The 19,378-nt window shown below is 60.1% G+C and carries 17 protein-coding genes; 8 read left to right on the forward strand and 9 right to left on the reverse strand.

The features are described 5' to 3' along the window. Positions 1-30: 30 nt before the first annotated feature. The 7 genes from rapZ to secG all read left to right on the forward strand — a co-directional run bounded on the left by rapZ (position 31) and on the right by secG (position 7,349). On the forward strand, positions 31-912 hold the full coding sequence (gene rapZ / locus HMPREF2978_RS03355) for an RNase adapter RapZ (RefSeq protein WP_070528450.1): 882 nt from the start codon (positions 31-33) through the stop codon (positions 910-912). Between the two features lie 79 nt (positions 913-991). After that, on the forward strand, positions 992-1,990 hold the full coding sequence (gene yvcK, locus HMPREF2978_RS03360; protein WP_070528447.1) for a gluconeogenesis factor YvcK family protein: 999 nt from the start codon (positions 992-994) through the stop codon (positions 1,988-1,990). Between the two features lie 166 nt (positions 1,991-2,156). Continuing rightward, positions 2,157-3,146, forward strand: a complete 990-nt coding sequence (whiA, locus tag HMPREF2978_RS03365) for a DNA-binding protein WhiA (RefSeq protein ID WP_070528444.1) — start codon at positions 2,157-2,159, stop codon at positions 3,144-3,146. Between the two features lie 491 nt (positions 3,147-3,637). Then, entirely contained in the window at positions 3,638-4,645 is a 1,008-nt protein-coding gene (gene gap / locus HMPREF2978_RS03370; protein WP_070511751.1) for a type I glyceraldehyde-3-phosphate dehydrogenase, read from the forward strand. A 243-nt stretch (positions 4,646-4,888) separates the two neighbouring features. Beyond that, a complete protein-coding gene (gene pgk / locus HMPREF2978_RS03375; RefSeq protein ID WP_070528442.1) occupies positions 4,889-6,106 on the forward strand; it encodes a phosphoglycerate kinase in 1,218 nt (405 codons plus the stop codon). Between the two features lie 42 nt (positions 6,107-6,148). Then, complete coding sequence (tpiA, locus tag HMPREF2978_RS03380; protein WP_070528441.1) at positions 6,149-6,928, forward strand: triose-phosphate isomerase; 780 nt, start codon at positions 6,149-6,151, stop codon at positions 6,926-6,928. A gap of 184 nt (positions 6,929-7,112) precedes the next feature. Continuing rightward, the gene (secG, locus tag HMPREF2978_RS03385; RefSeq protein WP_070528438.1) at positions 7,113-7,349 is read left to right on the forward strand and encodes a preprotein translocase subunit SecG; all 237 of its coding nucleotides are present in this window, start codon (positions 7,113-7,115) and stop codon (positions 7,347-7,349) included. Between the two features lie 116 nt (positions 7,350-7,465). Here secG and pgl read toward each other — a convergent pair whose 3' ends face one another. The 5 genes from pgl to tkt all read right to left on the reverse strand — a co-directional run bounded on the left by pgl (position 7,466) and on the right by tkt (position 14,109). Next, positions 7,466-8,227 carry a 6-phosphogluconolactonase gene (pgl, locus tag HMPREF2978_RS03390; RefSeq protein WP_070528435.1) on the reverse strand — a complete coding sequence of 254 codons (762 nt, stop codon included), beginning with the start codon at positions 8,225-8,227 and terminating at the stop codon, positions 7,466-7,468. Between the two features lie 57 nt (positions 8,228-8,284). Further along, the gene (locus HMPREF2978_RS03395; RefSeq protein WP_070528425.1) at positions 8,285-9,217 is read right to left on the reverse strand and encodes a glucose-6-phosphate dehydrogenase assembly protein OpcA; all 933 of its coding nucleotides are present in this window, start codon (positions 9,215-9,217) and stop codon (positions 8,285-8,287) included. 21 nt (positions 9,218-9,238) lie between these two features. Beyond that, a complete protein-coding gene (gene zwf / locus HMPREF2978_RS03400) occupies positions 9,239-10,771 on the reverse strand; it encodes a glucose-6-phosphate dehydrogenase (protein WP_083299012.1) in 1,533 nt (510 codons plus the stop codon). A 129-nt stretch (positions 10,772-10,900) separates the two neighbouring features. Further along, entirely contained in the window at positions 10,901-11,989 is a 1,089-nt protein-coding gene (tal, locus tag HMPREF2978_RS03405) for a transaldolase (protein ID WP_070528422.1), read from the reverse strand. 44 nt (positions 11,990-12,033) lie between these two features. Then, entirely contained in the window at positions 12,034-14,109 is a 2,076-nt protein-coding gene (gene tkt / locus HMPREF2978_RS03410) for a transketolase (protein WP_210383655.1), read from the reverse strand. Positions 14,110-14,434: 325 nt separating this feature from the next. Here tkt and HMPREF2978_RS03415 point away from each other — a divergent pair, with 325 nt between their 5' ends. Continuing rightward, positions 14,435-15,379 carry a heme o synthase gene (locus tag HMPREF2978_RS03415; RefSeq protein ID WP_070744081.1) on the forward strand — a complete coding sequence of 315 codons (945 nt, stop codon included), beginning with the start codon at positions 14,435-14,437 and terminating at the stop codon, positions 15,377-15,379. Between the two features lie 71 nt (positions 15,380-15,450). Here HMPREF2978_RS03415 and HMPREF2978_RS03420 read toward each other — a convergent pair whose 3' ends face one another. The 4 genes from HMPREF2978_RS03420 to HMPREF2978_RS03435 form a co-directional block, all read right to left on the reverse strand. Then, a complete protein-coding gene (locus tag HMPREF2978_RS03420) occupies positions 15,451-16,419 on the reverse strand; it encodes a quinone oxidoreductase family protein (protein ID WP_070744083.1) in 969 nt (322 codons plus the stop codon). 126 nt (positions 16,420-16,545) lie between these two features. After that, positions 16,546-17,559: a COX15/CtaA family protein gene (locus tag HMPREF2978_RS03425; protein ID WP_070744085.1), complete on the reverse strand. Its 1,014-nt coding sequence runs from the start codon at positions 17,557-17,559 to the stop codon at positions 16,546-16,548. Positions 17,560-17,641: 82 nt separating this feature from the next. Next, the gene (locus HMPREF2978_RS03430) at positions 17,642-18,403 is read right to left on the reverse strand and encodes an ABC transporter permease (RefSeq protein WP_070528407.1); all 762 of its coding nucleotides are present in this window, start codon (positions 18,401-18,403) and stop codon (positions 17,642-17,644) included. A gap of 60 nt (positions 18,404-18,463) precedes the next feature. Next, positions 18,464-19,378, reverse strand: coding sequence for an ABC transporter ATP-binding protein (locus tag HMPREF2978_RS03435; protein ID WP_070744087.1), 915 nt, complete (start codon positions 19,376-19,378; stop codon positions 18,464-18,466).

The raw sequence follows: 19,378 nt of genomic DNA on the forward strand, positions 1-19,378 counted from the left end.
GCCACCGAGGACTCTGAATAGGTGGTAAGAATGGAAGCCATGACGCTGTTTGATTCCCCACCCATTTTGATCACCGGCATGTCAGGCGGAGGCCTGACGTCGGCGGCTAAAGTGCTGGAGGATAAAGGCTATTACGTAGCCCATAACATCCCACCCAAGGCAATCGTTGACTTGCTCAAACTGTGCGCTAGTCCGGAGTCCCCGGTAAGCAAGATTGCTGCGGTGACCGATGTACGCTCCCGCTTGTTCCCGGGTTCCTTGGCAGAAACCCTTGATGAACTAGAACAGCTAGATATGAAGCCGACGCTGCTCTTCCTCGATGCGCGCGATGACGTTCTGATTCGCCGGTTCGACTCAGTGCGGCGTACACACCCCCTGCAGGACGGGGAAACCCTCAAGGCAGGTATTCAGCGCGAGCGCGCAGCAGTGCAGGCCATCCGCGAGCGCGCGGATATCATCATTGACACGACCAATCTCTCCGTTCATGACCTGCGCCGCGCGATCGAGGCCTCTTTCGGCGAGATGGGCCATGAGCTGCAGCACGTCACGTTAGAGTCCTTCGGCTTCAAGCATGGTTCCCCGCGTGACGCAGATCTTGTTGTCGATGTCCGCTTCCTTCCCAATCCTTATTGGGTGCCTGAATTGCGGGGCTACCGCGGGACTGATGAACCTGTTGCAGACTACGTCCTTTCTCAGGACGCCGCTGAACCCTTCATTGATCACTTCATCACCATGTTTGATTCGATGCTTGCCGGCTACCGGAACGAGGGCAAGAACTTCATCACTATAGGCATCGGGTGCACCGGCGGACACCACCGATCCGTGGCGGTTACGGAGGAGATTGCTCGCCGTCTCAGGGAGCGCGGGGACTTGGATGTGAGCACACTGCACCGTGACATCGCCCGGGATTAGGTGCGTTAAGATAAAAGTTCATTCCCTACCCCTCGGATGACCGAAAGCTAATATTTCCGTGACATCTCTCCCTACCCACATGGCTAGCCTGGGCGGCGGCCATGGTCTCTACCAAACCCTTCTGGCTGCGCGCCGTACCGGCGCGGAAGCGATTTCTGCCATCGTCACCGTGGCTGATGACGGCGGTTCTTCCGGGCGTCTGCGCCGCGAGATGGACATCATTCCGCCCGGTGATTTGCGCATGGCGCTCGCTGCATTGTCGAGCGACTCAGAGGAAGGCCAGTTGTGGGCCTCTACGCTGCAGCACCGCTTCCAGAGCACCGGCGCCATGGCCGGCCACGCGGTGGGTAATCTTCTCATTGCCGGACTCACTGAGGTCTTGGGGGACTTCCAGGCGGCGCTTGACGCGGTGGGACGGCTTACGCAGTCTGCGGGCCGCGTGCTGCCGGCTGTGAATCTGCCGCTCGATATCGAAGCGGACGTGGCCGGGCTTGACGACGACCCCCGCATCATGCGCTCCGTCCGCGGCCAAGTCGCTGTCGCGTCCACTGTGGGGCAGGTGCGTCGCGTGCGCATCATCCCGGAAAAGCCACAGGCCAATCCGGAAACCATCGCGGCCTTGCGCGATGCGGACCTCATCACCCTGGGGCCGGGATCGTGGTTTAGCTCCGTGCTTCCACACGTCCTCGTGCCGGAGATTGTCAACGCAATTACGTCCTCGGATGCGCTTCGCGTTGTAGTACTTAACCTTTCCGCTGAACCAGGGGAGACCCAGGGCTTTTCAGCTGAGCGCCACCTGCACGTCTTAGCGCAGCATGCGCCGAACCTGCGGGTAGACAAAGTAATCGTCGATGGATCTGGTCTTCCGAATGAGTCGGAGCGAGTCTTCGTGCAGCGTGCGGCAAGCGTGCTCGGTGCTACGGCGGTTTTCCGCGATGTGTGTCAGGCCGATGAGAACGGAAATTCTCTCAACAAGCATTGCCCAGACAAGCTCGCGCAGGTACTGACTGAGCTTTATACCGACTATGTCGCTCAGCGGGATTCTTCGGCGGGTGCCCCGGGCACTCACCGCAGCTGAGCGCGCGATAGACTAAGTGGCATTCATCGCTCACTGCGACGTGACTGCGCTTCACAGGTGCGGTACTACGTGCTGTATGCGCGAGCTCAAGGTCCTTTTGAGCTCAGTTGCACCACTGCTGGTTTCAGCGGTGAGCTACATCAAGAGTTGAAAGGGGAGGCACGAGGTGTCTGCGTCATTGACCGATCAGGTCAAGGAGGAACTTACGGCGGTCTCCGTACCGCGCCAGTCCGCTCGTGCGGCGGAGGTTGCCGCGATCCTCAGGTTCGCCGGCGAGCTCCATATCACCGGAGATAGGGTGATGTACGAGGTCGAATTGGAATCGAAGAGCGTAGCCACTCGCTTGGTCACCGCACTCGACGAGCTATATTCGATCTCTGCCAGTATCCACGTAGCAGGCCCCGCCGCATCCTCTAAAAAGAGCAGGGTACAGCTGCGCATTACTACCGGGGCCAAGGAGTTGACCAGGCGTCTGGGGTTGGTGACCCGCTCGGGTCACCCAGTCGTGGGGCTGCCGCCGCAAGTAATCTCCGGCTCTGTTGCGGATAACGAAGCGGCTTGGCGCGGCGCCTTTCTGGCGCAAGGTTCGCTAACCGAACCGGGCCGTTCTTCAGCGCTGGAGGTGACCTGTCCTTGCCAGGAGGCAGCACTCGCACTTGTAGGCTGCGCCCGGCGTTTGGGTGTGGTGGCGAAAACTAAGGAGACCCGCGGGGCCGATCGCGTCGTGGTACGTGATGGCGATGCCATTGGTGCGTTGCTAACCAGGATGGGTGCCCAAGAGACTCGCCTGACGTGGGAGAAGAAGCGTATCCAACGCGAAGCCCACGACACCTCCCGCCGCCTAGACAACTTCGATGACGCGAACTTGCGCCGTTCTGCCCGTGCGGCAGTTACAGCCGCTGCTCGCGTCGAACGCGCCATGGTCATCTTGGGGGATGACGTTCCGGAACACCTCGCGGACGCCGGCCGCCTACGCGTGCAGCACCGCGAGGCTTCCTTGGAGGAGCTTGGACGCTTGGCTGATCCCCCGATGACCAAAGACGCGGTGGCTGGGCGCATTCGCCGCCTGCTTTCTATGGCAGATAAGCGCGCGAAGGAACTTGGTGTGCCGGATACGACGAAGGCAGTGACAGAGGAACTTTTCGAGGAATCTTAGTCTCTCGTCTTAACCCCAGACGCAGTCGAATGTTGTGCCCGTTCGGGCACCGCAGCGACCGTCTGGGGCAATTTTTTGACTATAGGAGGTGAATCTATGACCGTGGATAGCTGCTTTATTTTTGGATTCACCCGCTCTTTTTTGCTTTAGTGAGATATCCCACCTTGCCCTCTCTAGGGTCAACACAATCCCACATAAACGGGCATATATGCAGGTGTATGGGTTTGGGGAATTACCATAAGGAGCTAGCGGCCCATCCAGTGTACGCCCCTTTTCCCTTTCGTGCGAGCACCCTCGATGCGAACCTGAACGCACACTGCAGGATGCAAAATACGTGGGTACTATCGGCCGTGTTGGGAAAACCACCGAGCACGTCACGGAAGTGGCAGGGCAACGGTGCCGCAAGAGCGGTCCACCGCACTGCCTATAAAGACAAAGTCTCGGAAGCCCCCACAATAGAACTTCACTCGATTATTTGAGGAGACATTACAGTGACCATTCGCGTAGGTATCAACGGATTTGGCCGCATCGGCCGCAACTTCTTCCGTGCAGTCGCACAGGGCAACAATGACCTCGAGGTCGTCGCAGTCAACGACCTGACCGACAACGCAACCCTGGCCAACCTGCTCAAGTACGACTCGGTTCTGGGCCGCTTCGACGGTGAGATCGAGCACGACGACGAGTCCATCACCGTCAACGGTCACAAGATCGCAGTCTCCGCAGAGCGCGATCCGAAGAACCTGAACTGGGGCGAGCACAACGTCGACATCGTCATCGAGTCCACCGGCTTCTTCACCGATGGTGAGGCTGCTAAGGCTCACATCGAGGCCGGTGCCAAGAAGGTCATCATCTCTGCACCGGGCAAGAACGTTGACGCAACCTTCGTTTACGGCGTTAACTCCGATGAGTACGACGCTGAGAAGCACAACGTCATCTCCGCCGCATCCTGCACCACCAACTGCTTGGCACCGATGGCTAAGGTCCTGCACGAGAAGTTCGGCATCGAGAAGGGCCTGATGACCACCATCCACGCCTACACCGGTGACCAGCGCATCCAGGACGCTCCGCACCGCGACCTGCGCCGCGCACGCGCCGCAGCCGTCAACATGGTTCCGACCTCCACTGGTGCAGCAAAGGCTGTTTCCCTGGTTCTGCCGGAGCTGGAGGGCAAGCTGGACGGTTACGCAATGCGCGTTCCCACCATCACTGGTTCCGCCACCGACCTGACCTTCCAGGCATCCCGCGACGTCACCGCTGAGGAAATCAACGCCGCTATCAAGGAAGCCGCAACCGGCGAGTTCGGCGAGACCCTGGGCTACACCGAGGACCCGATCGTCTCCACCGATATCATCACCGACTCCCACGGCTGCATCTTCGATGCTGGCATGACCAAGGTTTCCAACGGCAACTTCGTCAAGGTCCTTGGCTGGTACGACAACGAGTGGGGCTACACCAGCCAGCTCGTGCGCACCACCTCCCTGGTTGCTTCCAAGCTCTAAAGTTTCACCCTTTGAAATGAGCACAGTGAAGCAAGCTGTGATTGCCTGTGGAAGCCCCACAGGCTAGAACCCGGCCCACGCGCCGCGCCTACTATCTCTGAATACGTGGCGTGCGCTGGGCCGGTATTCGTCTTTAAGGAACGATTTCGCGCTTTCACACACGTTGCTAATCAGGTTCCGGCACACTTACTAAGTGAATAGCATTAACCTTTAGCTTGAGTACCCACCTTCAAGGAGAACACAATGGCTTTCAAAACTTTGGACGATCTGCTCGCAGAAGGCGTTTCTGGCCGCCACGTCCTTGTTCGTTCTGACTTCAACGTCCCGCTCGATGATGGAGGAAACATCACCGACTCCGGCCGCATCACCGCCTCGCTGCCCACTATCAAGGCGCTCATTGAGGGTGGAGCGAAGGTCATCCTGTCGGCACACTTGGGACGTCCAAAGGGCGAAGTAAACCCGAAGTACTCCCTCGCTCCAGTCGCAGAGGCTCTGTCCGAGGCACTGGATCAGTACGTTGCTCTGGCCGGCGATGTCAGCAGTGAGGACGCTCACGAGCGTGCCAACGGCCTCAACGATGGCGATGTTCTCCTCCTAGAGAATGTTCGCTTTGATCCGCGCGAAACCTCCAAGGATGAGGCTGAGCGCGGCGCCTTCGCCGATGAGCTCGTCGCCTTGGCTGCGGACAACGGTGCCTTCGTCTCCGATGGTTTCGGTGTCGTTCACCGCGCGCAGGCCTCTGTGTACGACGTCGCCAAGCGCCTGCCTGCATACGCCGGCAAGCTGGTCCAGAAGGAAGTGGAAACCCTGGCTGCGGTAGCAGAGAAGCCAGAGCATCCGTACGTGGTTGTTCTTGGCGGCGCCAAGGTCTCCGACAAGCTCGGTGTGATCGAGGCCCTTGCCGGCAAGGCCGACAAGGTCATCATTGGCGGCGGCATGTGCTACACCCTTTTGGCCGCGCAGGGCTACAACGTCCAGAACTCCTTGCTGCAGGAAGACCAGATTGATAACTGCAAGGAGCTGCTCGAGCGCTTCGGTGAAAAGATTGTCCTGCCGGTCGACCTCGTTGCTGCAACCGAGTTCGATGCTCAGGCAGAGAACAAGGTCGTCGCCCTGGACGGCATTCCGGAGGGTTGGCAATCTCTCGACATCGGCCCGGAGTCGGTGAAGAAGTTCGACGAGGTCATCGCTTCTTCCAAGACCGTCTTCTGGAACGGCCCAATGGGTGTCTTTGAGATGGAGGCCTTCTCCAAGGGCACCGCCGGTGTGGCACAGTCGATCATCGACGCCACCGCTAAGAACGGCTCCTTCACCGTCGTTGGCGGTGGTGACTCCGCAGCTTCCGTTCGCCTTCTCGGCCTCGATGAGGATGGCTTCTCTCACATCTCTACCGGTGGTGGCGCTTCCCTCGAGTTCCTTGAGGGCAAGGAGCTGCCGGGCGTCAAGGTTCTGGAAGCCTAAGCACTTAAACCGTCAACTCAGTCTGATTTAGAAAGGCTAATCATGGCACGTACCCCGCTTATCGCAGGTAACTGGAAGATGAACCTCGACCACAAGGAAGCTATTGGCTCCCTGCAGAAGTTCGCTTTCTCTCTGCCGAAGGAATACTACGAGAAGGTTGACGTGGCTTTCATGGTCCCGTTCACCGATATCCGCACCGTGCAGACGCTGGTCGACGGTGACGACTTGCAGTTCACCTATGGTGCACAGGACATCTCCAAGCACGAGTCCGGTGCATACACCGGTGAGGTTTCCGGCAAGATGCTCTCCGCCCTGGGATGCTCCTGGGCAGTCGTTGGTCACTCCGAGCGCCGTCAGTACCACGGTGAGACCGACCAGCTGGTTGCTGAGAAGGCCGCAGCAGCCCTGGCTAACGGCATCAGCCCGATTGTCTGCGTGGGCGAGCCGCTCAACGTGCGCGAGGCAGGCACTCACGTGGATTACGTGGTCACCCAGACCCGCAACTCCCTGCAAGGACTTTCTGCCGAGGACCTCTCAAAGACCGTCATCGCTTATGAGCCGGTCTGGGCAATCGGCACCGGTAAGGTTGCTTCCGCTGAGGACGCGCAGGAAGTGTGCGCAGCTATTCGCGAGCTCGTCCGTGAGCTGGGCGGCGATGAGGTGGCCGAGGGCATCCGCATTCTCTACGGTGGCTCCGTCAAGGTGGATTCCATCGCGGAGATCGTAGGCAAGCCGGACGTCGACGGTGGCCTTGTCGGCGGTGCTTCTCTCAAGGGCGAGGAGTTTGCCAAGCTGGCGGCTAACGCCGCCCAGGGCGCATAGCCCTCATAGCAGCTGGCATCACGCTAAATAGCCGTGGCGGGTCGGAATGGTTTCTGGCCCGCCACGTGGTGTATTATCGGGCATTATTGCGCCTGCTTTTGGCGCCCACTTCTCCGTGGGCTGGCGGCATAGGCTGTCACCCACCACAATAAACGAACGAACGCGTAAAACAAGGAACTATTTCATGATCTTGGCACTGGAAATCATCCTCGTGATTGCCGCAATCCTGATGTCTGTCTTCGTGCTGCTGCACAAAGGTAAGGGCGGCGGTCTTTCCAGCCTTTTCGGCGGCGGTGTGCAGTCCAACTTGTCTGGTTCCACCGTGGTTGAAAAGAACCTTGACCGTTACACAGTGGTCATGGTGGTCATCTGGCTCGCCTGCATCGTAGCCCTGAACCTGCTGCAGGCATTTAGCAGCTAAAGCCAGCCAGCTGGTCCACGGCCACAACAACGCTTAACGCCGCGTGCTTCCTCCTAAGGAGGAGGGAACGCGGCGTTATTTTTCCTAGACTGCAAGCGGCCGGAGGAACCGTGGCGCTAAAGCCGCTGTGCGGCGTCTTCACTCACGAAAAGCAGAGTCTCTTCGGTACCCTGCGCGCCTGCGGCAGGCCAATCCTCAGCCGCGGCGCCGGCTGCGAGGTGGGACGCAGCTTCGGCCTTCTCCTCGCCGGAGACGAGGAACCAAATGCGTTGGGAGCGATTGATAGCAGGGTAGGTCAGCGTGACGCGCTCTGACGGGGGCTTAGGGGAATCGTGGACAGCAAATGCATAGTCCGTGTCTTCATAGACTGCCTCCGAATGCGGAAACAGAGAGTTAATGTGGCCCTCATGTCCCATGCCCAAGAGGTGAATGTCGAAGCCCTCTGGGGCAAAATCACGGATCTCGCCCTCATAGGCTTGGGCGGCGTGTTCCATGGATACCGCACCCAAGTCATAGCCATGAATGTGCTGTTCTGGAATACCGACCTTGCTGAGAAGAGCCTCACGAGCTTGGCCTTCGTTGGAATCCGGATCGCTGACAGGAACATTGCGCTCATCACCGAAGAAGACGTGGACCCGCGTCCAGTCCACGGCCAATGCCGGGTAGTCGCTACCTTGCTGCTGGGCAGCGTCGTGGAGGCGGGCCAATTCGCGCAGGACACCGATTCCAGCACCGCCACCAGTGAGGACTACGCGTGCTACTCCGTCCTTGTGCAGGCCACTGCCCGGGGCTTGAATCGCCGCAACCGTCTCAATAAAGGCGAGTGCAGCGGAGGATATGAGCTCGTCGATGTCGCTAACGCGGCGAAGCGTGACCATGGTGCAGAAAGATCCTTCTGAATGATGAGACTGGGGGAAACGATGAAAAGGTTACGCCTACACACTGTAGTGCACGCGCGCTAAGGCGCGGAGAGCATGGGCGTATGTCCTATCAGAATCAAGGTGGCGCAGCTCTTCCGAGAGCACCTCCGCTTCGGAACGCACAGCGAGGCTCACGAGCGATTCTGGAGAACCGGGGACGCTGACCTTAACCGTTGTGGCGTCGACAGCCGTTACAGTGATATCCGCGGTGGGGCGCCGGAAAACTAAGGAGGTAATCGGGAAGGCGCCTGCCTCGCACTTCGAGATCTTACGGGTGACGGGGACGGAAAGGGCGTCGAGCAGCCAGCCAGCTGCAAAGTCGACGGCGGCGTGGTGCTCGGCTCCGGAGATCTCCACCGAATTGACAGGCTCGTGTGGGTGGCGGTCAAGAGACGAGGCGATGATGCCACGCCACAGGGTGATGGCGCCCCAGGACATGTCGGAATCACCCGGCTTATAGCCGGAGGACAGCACGTGCAGGTCGTATTGATCAACACCGCTGCCGAAAGCCACGTTAGTGATGCGGCGCTGAGCAAGAGCACCGATGGGCACTGCGGCGGGAGCAGGCGGGCAGGCAGTAGGCCACCACGCGACGATTGGTGTATCCGGAAGAAGAAGGGGAGTAACCACTGCTTCTGCCTGGTCGGCGAGGGCGCCGTGCAGGTGCATAACGACGATTTCCGAGGCACCAGCCTCGCCACCAACGCGCAGCTCAGCATCGAGGCGGGTTTCCTCCTCGAGGGAGCCCGAGGCGATCACGATGACGCGAGAGGGGTGCTCGTGGGAGGCATCGCGTACTGAAGTGAGCAGGTTGTCAAGATCATCGCCTTCTTCGGTCATGACGATGAGCGTAAGAACGCGTCCGGTCGTGAGCGTGTAATGCTCCTGCATCTCCACGAGCTTCTTAGAGATTTTGCGCGTGGTCGTATCTGGCAAGGGGATAATCATAAAGCCATTTCTCCTAGGGACCTACGGACGGCGCCAGGAATGACCCCGGCGGCGCAGCATTCTATCGGCAGACTCCGGCCCCCATGTGCCAGCGCGGTACTGCTCTGGCTGACCGATGTTGGACCAGTATTCAATGATGGGGTCGAGGATGGACCAAGACAGCTCCACTTCCTCGTTGGTGGGGAAGAGTGAGGACTCGTCTAAGAGGGCGTCGAGAATAAGGCGCTCATAGGCCTCCGGTGATTCCTCGGTGAAGGCCTCAGCGTAGGCGAAGTCCATGTTGACGTCGCGCACTTCCATGGTGGAGCCGGGGACCTTGGAGCCGAAGCGCATGGTGACGCCTTCATCTGGCTGGACGCGGATCACCACAGCATTCTGGCCTAGCGAATCAGCTTGACCTTGGTCAAAAGGCTGGTGTGGGGCGGTCTTAAAAACGAGCGCAATCTCCGTCACGCGGCGGCCGAGGCGCTTGCCGGTGCGCAGGTAGAAAGGAACGCCCGCCCATCGTCGGGAATTGACCTCAAGGGTGCAGGCTGCATAGGTTTCCGTCGTGGATTCGGGATCGAAGCCTTCCTCTTCTCGGAGGCCCTTAACATACTCCGAGCCTTGCCAGCCGGCGGAGTATTGGCCGCGGGCCGTTGTTTTGTTGAGCGGGTGCACCGCATTGGTGGCGCGCAGCACCTTGATCTTTTCTGCTTGGAGCGCCTCAGGGTCAAAGGAGGAAGGCTCCTCCATGGCGACGAGGGCTAGCAGCTGCAGGAGATGGTTTTGGATGACATCGCGGGCAGCGCCGATGCCGTCGTAGTAGCCAGCACGGCCTCCGAGCCCGATGTCTTCGGCCATCGTGATCTGCACATGGTCGATATAGTGCGCATTCCACATGGGTTCGAAGATCTGGTTGGCAAAGCGCAAAGCCATGATGTTCTGCACCGTTTCCTTACCCAGGTAGTGGTCGATGCGGAAGACCGAGGACTCTGGGAAAACGGCATTGACGATCTCATTGAGCTGGCGCGCGGAGTTCTGATCGTGGCCGAAAGGTTTCTCAATGATGACGCGGCGCCAAGAATTATCCGTGCTATCAGCCATGCCGACGCGCTCCAACTGATGGCAAATATCGGAGAAGAACTCCGGGGGCACGGAAAGGTAGTAGGCCCAGTTACCGCCCGTGCCGCGGGAAGCATTGAGCTCAGCGAGCCGGGCAGACAGCTTGTCAAAGCCTTCGTCATCGAAGTTGCCTTGCACAAACTCGATTCCCTTGGCCAAGTGCTCCCACACATGCTCACTGAACGTGGTTCGTGCACCTGCCTCGGCGGCTTTGCGGACGTAGTCGCAGAAAGCCTGTTTATCCCAGTCACGGCGGCCGTAGCCGACCAAGGTGAAGCCTGCCGGAAGCAATCCGCGATTGGCCAGGTCATAGATAGCAGGCAGGAGCTTCTTGCGCGCCAAGTCACCCGTGACGCCAAAAATCACCATGCCAGAAGGGCCGGCGATGCGTGGCAGGCGCTTGTCCTTCGCGTTGCGCAACGGGTTGACCCACGCGCTGGTAGTGCTCACTAAGTGTCCTTTCGGTCTGTGTGAGTTAAGTCCAACTGCTCAGCATAGCGACCCGCGCCCCGTAGGCCATAGTTGCGTGGCCATAGACGGTGCGAGAGTCGCTAACGAGCAATCACTGTTCGCGGTTGTCTAGGCAAGGCGATCCGTTATAGAAGCGAGCAGAGCTTCCCATGCATCGACGAACTTGTCGACGCCCTCCTTCTCCAGCACTGCGAAGACATCGGCGAAGTCAATGCCAACTGCCTCCAGTTGTGACCACACCTGCTCTGCCTGCTCAGAAGAGCCACTGAGAGTATCGCCGTGCAGGTTTCCCTGCTCGAGGACGGCATCGATGGTCTTCTCTGGCATCGTGTTAACGGTATCCGGTCCGGCTAGCTCGGAAACATAGAGCGTGGCGGGGTAGTCGGGGTTCTTAACGCCCGTCGACGCCCACAGGGGGCGTTGCGGGTTCGCGCCAGATGGGAGGTCTTCGCCGCCCTCCTTGAACTCTTTGCGGTACAGGGCGTAGGCGCGCTGAGCGTTGGCCACGCCAGCCTTTCCACGCAAGGCAAGAGCCACGTCTGAGCCGTTCAGTTCTAGGCGCTTGTCTACTTCGGTATCCAAACGGGAGACGAAGAAGGATGCTACGGAGTGAATCGTGGAGACATCCTTGCCCGCCGCAGCGGCGCGCTTAATTCCCTCCTTATAAGCCGCAATGACCTGGGCATAGCGCTCGACGGAGAAGATGAGGGTGGCATTGACGGAGATGCCCTCGGCGAGGGCGTCGGAGATGGCGGGAAGGGAGCCATCGGTAGCTGGGATCTTGATCATGAGGTTGGGGCGCTCAACCTTGGCCCATAGCTCACGTGCCTGCTCCAAGGTAGCTTCCGCATCGGCGGAGATGCGGGGATCTACCTCGATGGAGACGCGGCCATCGCGGCCGCCCGACTTCTCGTAGATCTCGGTAAAGACGTCGCACGCGTTGCGGACATCGTCGATAGCCAGTGAATACACTGCTTCGTCCGCGGTAGCGGACTTTTCCTTCAGCACTGCGATATCGGAATCATAAGAGGTTCCGGAGGACATTGCGGCAGCAAAGATCGCGGGGTTCGTGGTGACACCCACGATGGACTTAGTGTCCAAGAGCTCACGGAGGTTGCCGGACTCCAGGCGCTCGCGGGAAAGATCATCGAGCCAAGTTGACGTCCCGAGGCGAGCCAGATCATCAATATGCGTCATGGTGTGGTGTAGGTCCTTTCGTGAGGGGAACTCGGAACGGGAGACTAATCTGCCTGCGCAGCGCTTAGTGCTTCGCGCGCGGCATCAGCAACGGCCTCGGCGGTGAAACCGAACTTCTCAAAGAGCTCTGCGGCAGGTGCGGAGGCACCGAAGTGCTCCAGAGACACGGTGCGGCCGAAGGAACCGGTGTACTTGTGCCACGGCATGGAGATACCGGCCTCGACGGAGACGCGAGCGCGGACCGAGGAGGGAAGGACGGAGTCGCGGTAGGAAGCATCCTGCTCATCGAACCACTCCAGGCACGGTGCGGAAACGACCCGGGTAGCAGTGCCTTCAGCCTCGAGCTGCTTGGCGGCTTCTACCGCGAGCTGCACCTCGGAGCCGGTGGCAAGAAGGATGACATCTGGGGTTTCCTTCGATGCCTCAACAAGGATGTAGGCGCCGCGGCGTACGCCTTCGGCCGCCTTTTCCTTGGTGCCCTCAAGCACTGGAAGGTTCTGGCGGGACAGCGCTAGTCCCTTCGGAGCGGCCTTGTACTCGAGTGCCGCCGCCCACGCCTGGGCCGTCTCGTTAGCATCGGCTGGGCGGATGACGGAGAGATTGGGGATGGCGCGCAGGGCAGCGAGCGTCTCTACCGGCTGGTGGGTGGGGCCGTCCTCGCCCAAGCCAATGGAATCGTGGGTCCACACGTAGTAGGTATCGGTAGACATGAGCGCACCGAGGCGCACGGCGGGGTACTGGTACTCAGAGAAAATAAGGAAGGTACCGCCGTAGACGCGGGTATTGCCGTGCAGCGCGATGCCGTTCATGATGGCGGACATAGCGTGCTCACGAATACCGAAGTGCAGGTTACGGCCATAAGGCGTGGCGGTCCAGGCATCCGTGGTGATGGATTCGGGGCCGAAGGACTCCGCGCCCTTGATCACCGTGTTATTGGAGCCTGCCAGGTCGGCGGAACCGCCCCACATCTCCGGCAGGGAGGCGGCAAGTGCTTGAATGGCGGCTTCAGAAGCCTTTCGCGTAGCCAGAGACTCGCCCGCTTCCCAGGTGGGAAGCTCGGCGGCGAAGTCAGCAGGAAGCTCGCGGGCCTGGAGGCGATCGAAGAGCTTCTTCTCCTCCGGGTTGGCCGCGGCCCACGCGTCGAACTTCTCCTGCCATTCAGCATGCTTCTGCGCCCCGCGGTCAGTCAGCTCGCGGGTATGAGCGAGGACTTCCTCGTCGATGTGGAAGGACTGCGCAGGATCGAAGCCGAGGACCTCCTTGGTAGCAGCCACCTCGTCTTCACCGAGGGCGGCGCCGTGGACGCCACCGGTGTTCATTTTGTTCGGTGCCGGGTAACCGATCACCGTCTTCACGCGGATGAAGGAGGGACGGGAGGTTTCGGCGCGGGCAGCAGCAGCGGCCGCTTCGATGGCTTCTACGTCCTCACCGGACTCAACGGTTTGGACGTGCCAGCCATAAGCCTCATAGCGCTTGGCGACGTCCTCGTTGAAGGCAATGTTGGTGTCATCCTCGATAGAGATGCGGTTGTCATCCCAGAAGACGATGAGGTTGCCCAGCTTCTGAGTGCCTGCCAGGGAGGAGGCCTCAGCAGTCACGCCCTCCTGCAGGTCACCATCAGAGGCGATGACATAGACGTAATGATCGAAGGGAGATTCTCCAGCTGGGGCGGAAGCGTCGAACAATCCACGCTCCTTGCGCGCGGCCATGGCCATACCAACAGCGGAAGCCAGGCCCTGGCCCAGCGGGCCGGTGGTGATTTCTACGCCGTCGGTGTGGTGAACCTCCGGGTGGCCGGGAGTCTTAGAACCCCACGTGCGCAAAGACTTGAGATCCTCCATCTCGAGGCCGAAGCCGCCGAGGAAGAGCTGGATGTACTGCGTCAGAGAAGAGTGCCCGACGGAGAGGACAAAGCGGTCGCGCCCCGCCCAGTGAACATCTGCTGGGTCGTGGTTGAGCACGCGCTGGTAGAGCGTGTAGGCCAGAGGCGCCAAGGACATGGCGGTACCGGGGTGGCCGGAGCCGCAGTTCTGAACGGCGTCGGCAGCGAGCACGCGGACGGTATCCACGGCGCGGGTGTCGAGGTCACTCCAGTCCGAAGGATAACGGCGCTGGACCATAGCCTGCAGTTCCGGGGACAACTTTTCGTGCGACACGGCGAAAACCTCACTTCGCTTCTCGAAACAGATATACCGTTAATCAGTGTAAAGGTTTTTCGATCTTCGGCGGGGGATTATATAAACCAGGTTTCGGGCGGTAGTCTGGCATGGTTGACGCCGTTGCTCCCCGCTATCGGCTCTGGCTGGCGAGTGATTCGAAAAGAAAACCTCGACCGTGCCACACGCCTCTCGGGATGACTCGGGAACTTTTTAGCGCGAGCAGACGACCACTACTTCAGACCCATAAGCAATACACCCACGTGCCGGATATACGGAGGACTATTCCTTGGAGACCATCAAGGCCTATTTTGCGCTAACGAAACCGAGGATCATTGAGCTCCTCCTCGTGGCAGCAATCCCGGCTATGCTCCAGGCCCAGCGTGGATTCGAGGCAGTGTCCTCAAACTTCTGGCTCATCGTATCCACCATCTTCGGCGGATGGATGGGTGCCGCTGCGGCCCACACGTTCAACAACGTCGTGGATTATGAGATTGACCAGAAGATGCAGCGCACTCGTGCTCGGCCGCTGGTGCGCAAGACTATTTCGCGCCGGAATGCCGCCATTTTCGCTTGGGTCATGCTCGCACTATCCGTCTTTTGGCTGGGCGTGCTGGCGCATTCCTGGCTGGCGGCGTTCTTCGTGCTGTTGACCAACTTCTTTTATGTCATCGTCTACACGAAGTTCCTCAAGATGCGAAACTCCCAGAACATTGTCTGGGGCGGCCTAGCAGGCTGTATGCCCGCCATGGTGGGCTGGGCAGTTATCCGGGATAACGCGCCGGCAGGGGAGCCTGACCGCTGGTGGCAGGCCGTAGTGTTGTTCCTCATTATCTTCTTCTGGACCCCGCCTCATACGTGGGCGCTGGCGATGAAGTACAAGGAGGACTACCGCAAGGCCGGGGTGCCGATGTTGCCCGTCGTTGCCGGAGAAGTGGAAGTAACCCGGCAGATTGTGTGGTACACGGCCGGAACGGTTATTGTGACCTTCCTTATTATCCCGGCGGCCTCCTGGATCTACTTGGTGGCCGCGGTGGCCTCTGGTGCGGTCTTCCTCTGGATGGCAATCCGCCTCCACCAAGGGGTGAAGAAGGGCGCAAAGGTTAAACCCATGCGCCTCTTCATCTACTCCAATAACTATCTCTCAGTCCTCTTCATTGGACTGTCTATCGACGCTGTCGTGGGCTGGGAACCTATCGGGCGCATGCTGGGCTGGTCAGCCGCCCTCTTCTAACGAGGCGGCCTGCCAACCGGTACAGAAAACCCCCAACTATTTCTACCTAGCCCAGGGAGCTACTCCCTGGGCTAATCTTCTCTTACGCGTAGGACGATAGAGCCGGTGGTCTTGCGCTCTTGAAGGTCGCGGTGGGCTTGTGCGGCTTCGACGAGGGGATACTCCGCGGAGACGCGGAAGTCGAGGTCGCCATCGATGACCGCCTGCACCACTGCCTGGGCGCGCATCTGGAACTCGCCTTCCTGGGAGGTCCAAGCGCCGAGTGAGGGGCGGGTGAGGAAGATGGAACCGTGCTTATTAAGCAGCTGCGGGTCCATCGGCGGGACGGGGCCCGACGCGGCGCCGAAAAGCGCGACCGTGCCGCGAGGGCGCACAACTTCTAGAGACTCATTGAAGGTGGCTTTGCCGACGCCGTCGTAAACCACGTCGACGCCGCGCCCGCCATTGTGTCGGCGCACCTGCTCGGCCAGGCCGCTGCTGTAGCGGAAGACGCAGTCTGCGCCCGCACCATAGGCCAACTCTTCCTTCTCATCCGTGGAGACCACGGAATAGACGGTGGCGCCCAGGGACTTGGCCATCTGGGTGAGGATTAAGCCCACGCCGCCCGCACCGGCGGTAATGAGGCAGGATGCTCCTTCCCCTAGCTGGTAGACGCCGTGGGTGAGGTAGTGCGCCGTCATGCCCTGGAGGAGCATCGAACCGGCAACGGCAGAGGGAATTTCGTCGGGGACGGCCACCACGCGGTCGCGCGGCACACAGACCTGCTCGGCGTAGGAACCGAAGGCGTGATCCCAGGCCACCATCGTGCCCGGGGCAATCTCGCCCTGGGGGTCGTGCACCACGCGTCCGGTTCCTTCAAGGCCGATGATGAAGGGCACGGAGGCGTTGTAGATGCCTTCGCGGTAGTAGGTGTCGATGTAGTTGACACCGGCCACGGAGACGTCGACAAGCAGCTGCTCTTTCGTCGGCGTGGGGGAATCTACCTCGGTGTAGGTGAGGACCTCGGGTCCTCCGGTCGTGGTCACCTGAATAGCATGCATGGTGTCTAGGCTAAACGAAGCCGAGTCCTCCTCGCAGCAAAAAGCGCCGCCATCCTCACTTCCTGGTGAGAACGGCGGCGCTAGGAGTACCTGTTCTAGTGGCTTTGCTGGCTCCGGTGACTCTGCTTAGCCTTTGGCGGCGGGGACGTTCTCGTCACCGCGCTGGGCAGTGTTGGCAGTAGAGCCATCCTCGTTCTCGACGCGGCGCAAGCCATGCGCCCACAGCAGGGCGGTGAAGGCCGTGACCACTGAGGACATGCCTACGTGGAAAGGAACGGTCCAGCGCGGGATGTGGAGATAGAACTGGGTGACACCGATAGCCCATTGGATGACGATGCAGGCAATGAGCACCCAGCCGGCCTTCTTCGCCACCTTGGGAGCGCCGGTGCGGTGCAGGAGGAAGACCACGATGAGTGTCAGCGCTAAGTAGACGTACATGCAGACCGCGTGAATGATGGCCATGCCATAGGTGTCCACGCCGAGGCGGCCCTCCATGCCCACACCGGCATCACCGGAGTGGGTACCCGAGCCTGTCACAAAGGTGCCGGTTAGCAGAACGATGGACAGGGCTACAGTGGCCACCACCGCGAGGGTGCGCACTGCGGCGGGGAAGAGGCGAGTGGGAGTGCCGTCATCGGGCTCGTTAATGCGGGAGAAAAGCATGGCCGCGATCCATACCAGGACCATTGACGGAAGGAAGTGTATTGCCACACTCCACCAAGAAAGCTTCAGCACGACCGAGAGAGCGCCGATGAGTGCCTGCACGAAAACACCTGCGAGCCCTGCCCAGGCATAGACCTTGAGCTCCTTGCGGCGCTGCGCCTTGTGAACGACCACGATGCTGGCGATGGCCGCGGCTGCCACAACGAAGGTCAGCAGGCGGTTGCCGAACTCAATGGCCTGGTGGAGCATCGGGGCCGCGCCCTGGATGGGAACCAAGGAGCCAGGGTGGCAGTTAGGCCAGGTGACGCAACCAAGGCCGGAGCCGGTTACGCGCACGATGGAACCCGACACTGTAATGCCACCCTGGCAGACCAGGAGGATGAGCGCGACGATGCGCTGCGTCTTCACCGAGGGACCGGTGGACGGCGCAGCGGGCGCGGTGGAACGTTGAGGAGAGGAAATATTGGCGGTACTCACGGCTATTCAGCCTACCGCCCGGCCCCATCCGGGAACCAATATCGACGGGTGGGTCACACCATGCAAGGGAGAAGAATCACTTTTAGCCTTCGAAGCGGAACCAACGCACCGCAGCAAACGACGCCACCGCTGCCCACCCCACGAGGACAAGGAGCTCAATGCCCGGGAAGGAACCGTTGAGGGCGGTATCGAGACCAGCAGCCATGGCCACCGTGGGCACGAGGCTGAGTACCCCGTTATCGCCGAGGCCCTGGGAAAACATTGCCCATCCGACGGCACCGAGGAGGAGAAACCAAATTAGGTTGGCTACCGCCAGTACCACTTCAGAGCTGAAGGTTCCGCCCAGCAGCAGGCCTAAAGCTGTAAACGTGGCAACGCCTAACGCCAAGGTGAGCACGCCGATGGCAGCGCCCCCAACAGAAATTCGAAGGCCGAGAATAGCTGCGACGGTTCCGAGCACGAGGAGCTGCAGAACCACCATGGAGAGCACACCGAGAATCTTTCCCACCACGATGGCCCAGGCAGGAACGCCCGAAGCGCCGGTGCGTTTCAGAGCACCGTAGCGCCGATCGAAAGCCAGAGAAATAGCCTGGCCGGTAAAGCCAGACGAGGTAGCGGCCACAGCGAGCACCATGGGGAAAACCTCATCCACACCATGCCCGGTAGTATCCTTCAGCTTCGCAGCACCGATCAGAATAGCGAGCGGAATAATGATGCTCAGCAACTGTTGCTCGCCGTGCCGCAGCATCAGCTTGGATTCGATAGCCCCTTGGGCACGCGCCATGGCCGCCACGCCGACGCGCTGCGGGTGCGGGCTAAAAGTGCCGGGTGCGAAGGTGCTCATGGAGCGTCTCCTTGATTAAAGAACGTGATGAAAGAATCGTGGTGGAAAGCAGCAGCGCTTCTAACTGCGCATCTCGCGGCCGGTGAGGTCCAAGAAGACTTCTTCGAGGTTGCGGTGCGACGTATGCAGGTTGCGGAGGATAACGTTTTGCGCGGCCAAACCCGTGGCGAGATCAGCGATAACGGCTGGACTGACCGTAGAGGTGAGCCGGTAGTGCAAGGGTCGAATGGCCTCGGCGGAGATCCCTTCCTCGCGCAAGGCCTCCAGGTCCACCGGGGTTGCGGTGTCAAAGTTCAGCTGCGGGATGTCGGTTGTCTCCGTTAGTGAAGCTGCGGTGCCGCTGGCGACGAGCCGACCGTGATCGATGATGACGACATGGTCGCTGAGCGCTTCCGCCTCGTCCATGAGATGAGTAGTCAAGATGACGGTGACGCCGTCGGCCCGCAAAGAGCGAATAAGGTCCCAGACGGCAAGACGCGATTGGGCATCCATGCCTGCGGTGGGCTCATCGAGGAAGACCAATTCGGGGCGCCCAATGATGGCCAGTGCGAGAGAGAGACGTTGTTGTTGCCCACCGGACAAACGTCGGTAGCTATTCTTTGCCACTCCGCGCAGCCCGAGGGTATCCAGAAGCCACTCCGGGTCCAAAGGATTTTCGTTATAGGAGGCGCTGAGTTCGAGCATCTCCTTGACCTTGATGCCGGAGTAGGAGCCCCCGCCCTGGAGCATGATGCCGATGCGGGAGCGCACTGCATCAGGGATGCGTGCGGGGTCAAGGCCTAAGACTTCAATGTGGCCGGAAGTGGGCTTTTTGAAGCCTTCACACATCTCGATGGTGGTTGTCTTTCCTGCACCGTTAGGCCCCAGCAAACACAGGATCTCGCCATAATTGGCGCGGAAACTCAGCCCGTTAACTGCGTTGACGTCGCCATAGGTCTTAATGACGTTATCTAATACAAGAGCTGATGTAGTCAC

Source organism: Corynebacterium sp. HMSC074C01 (genome assembly GCF_001814605.1).
Lineage (GTDB): Bacteria > Actinomycetota > Actinomycetes > Mycobacteriales > Mycobacteriaceae > Corynebacterium.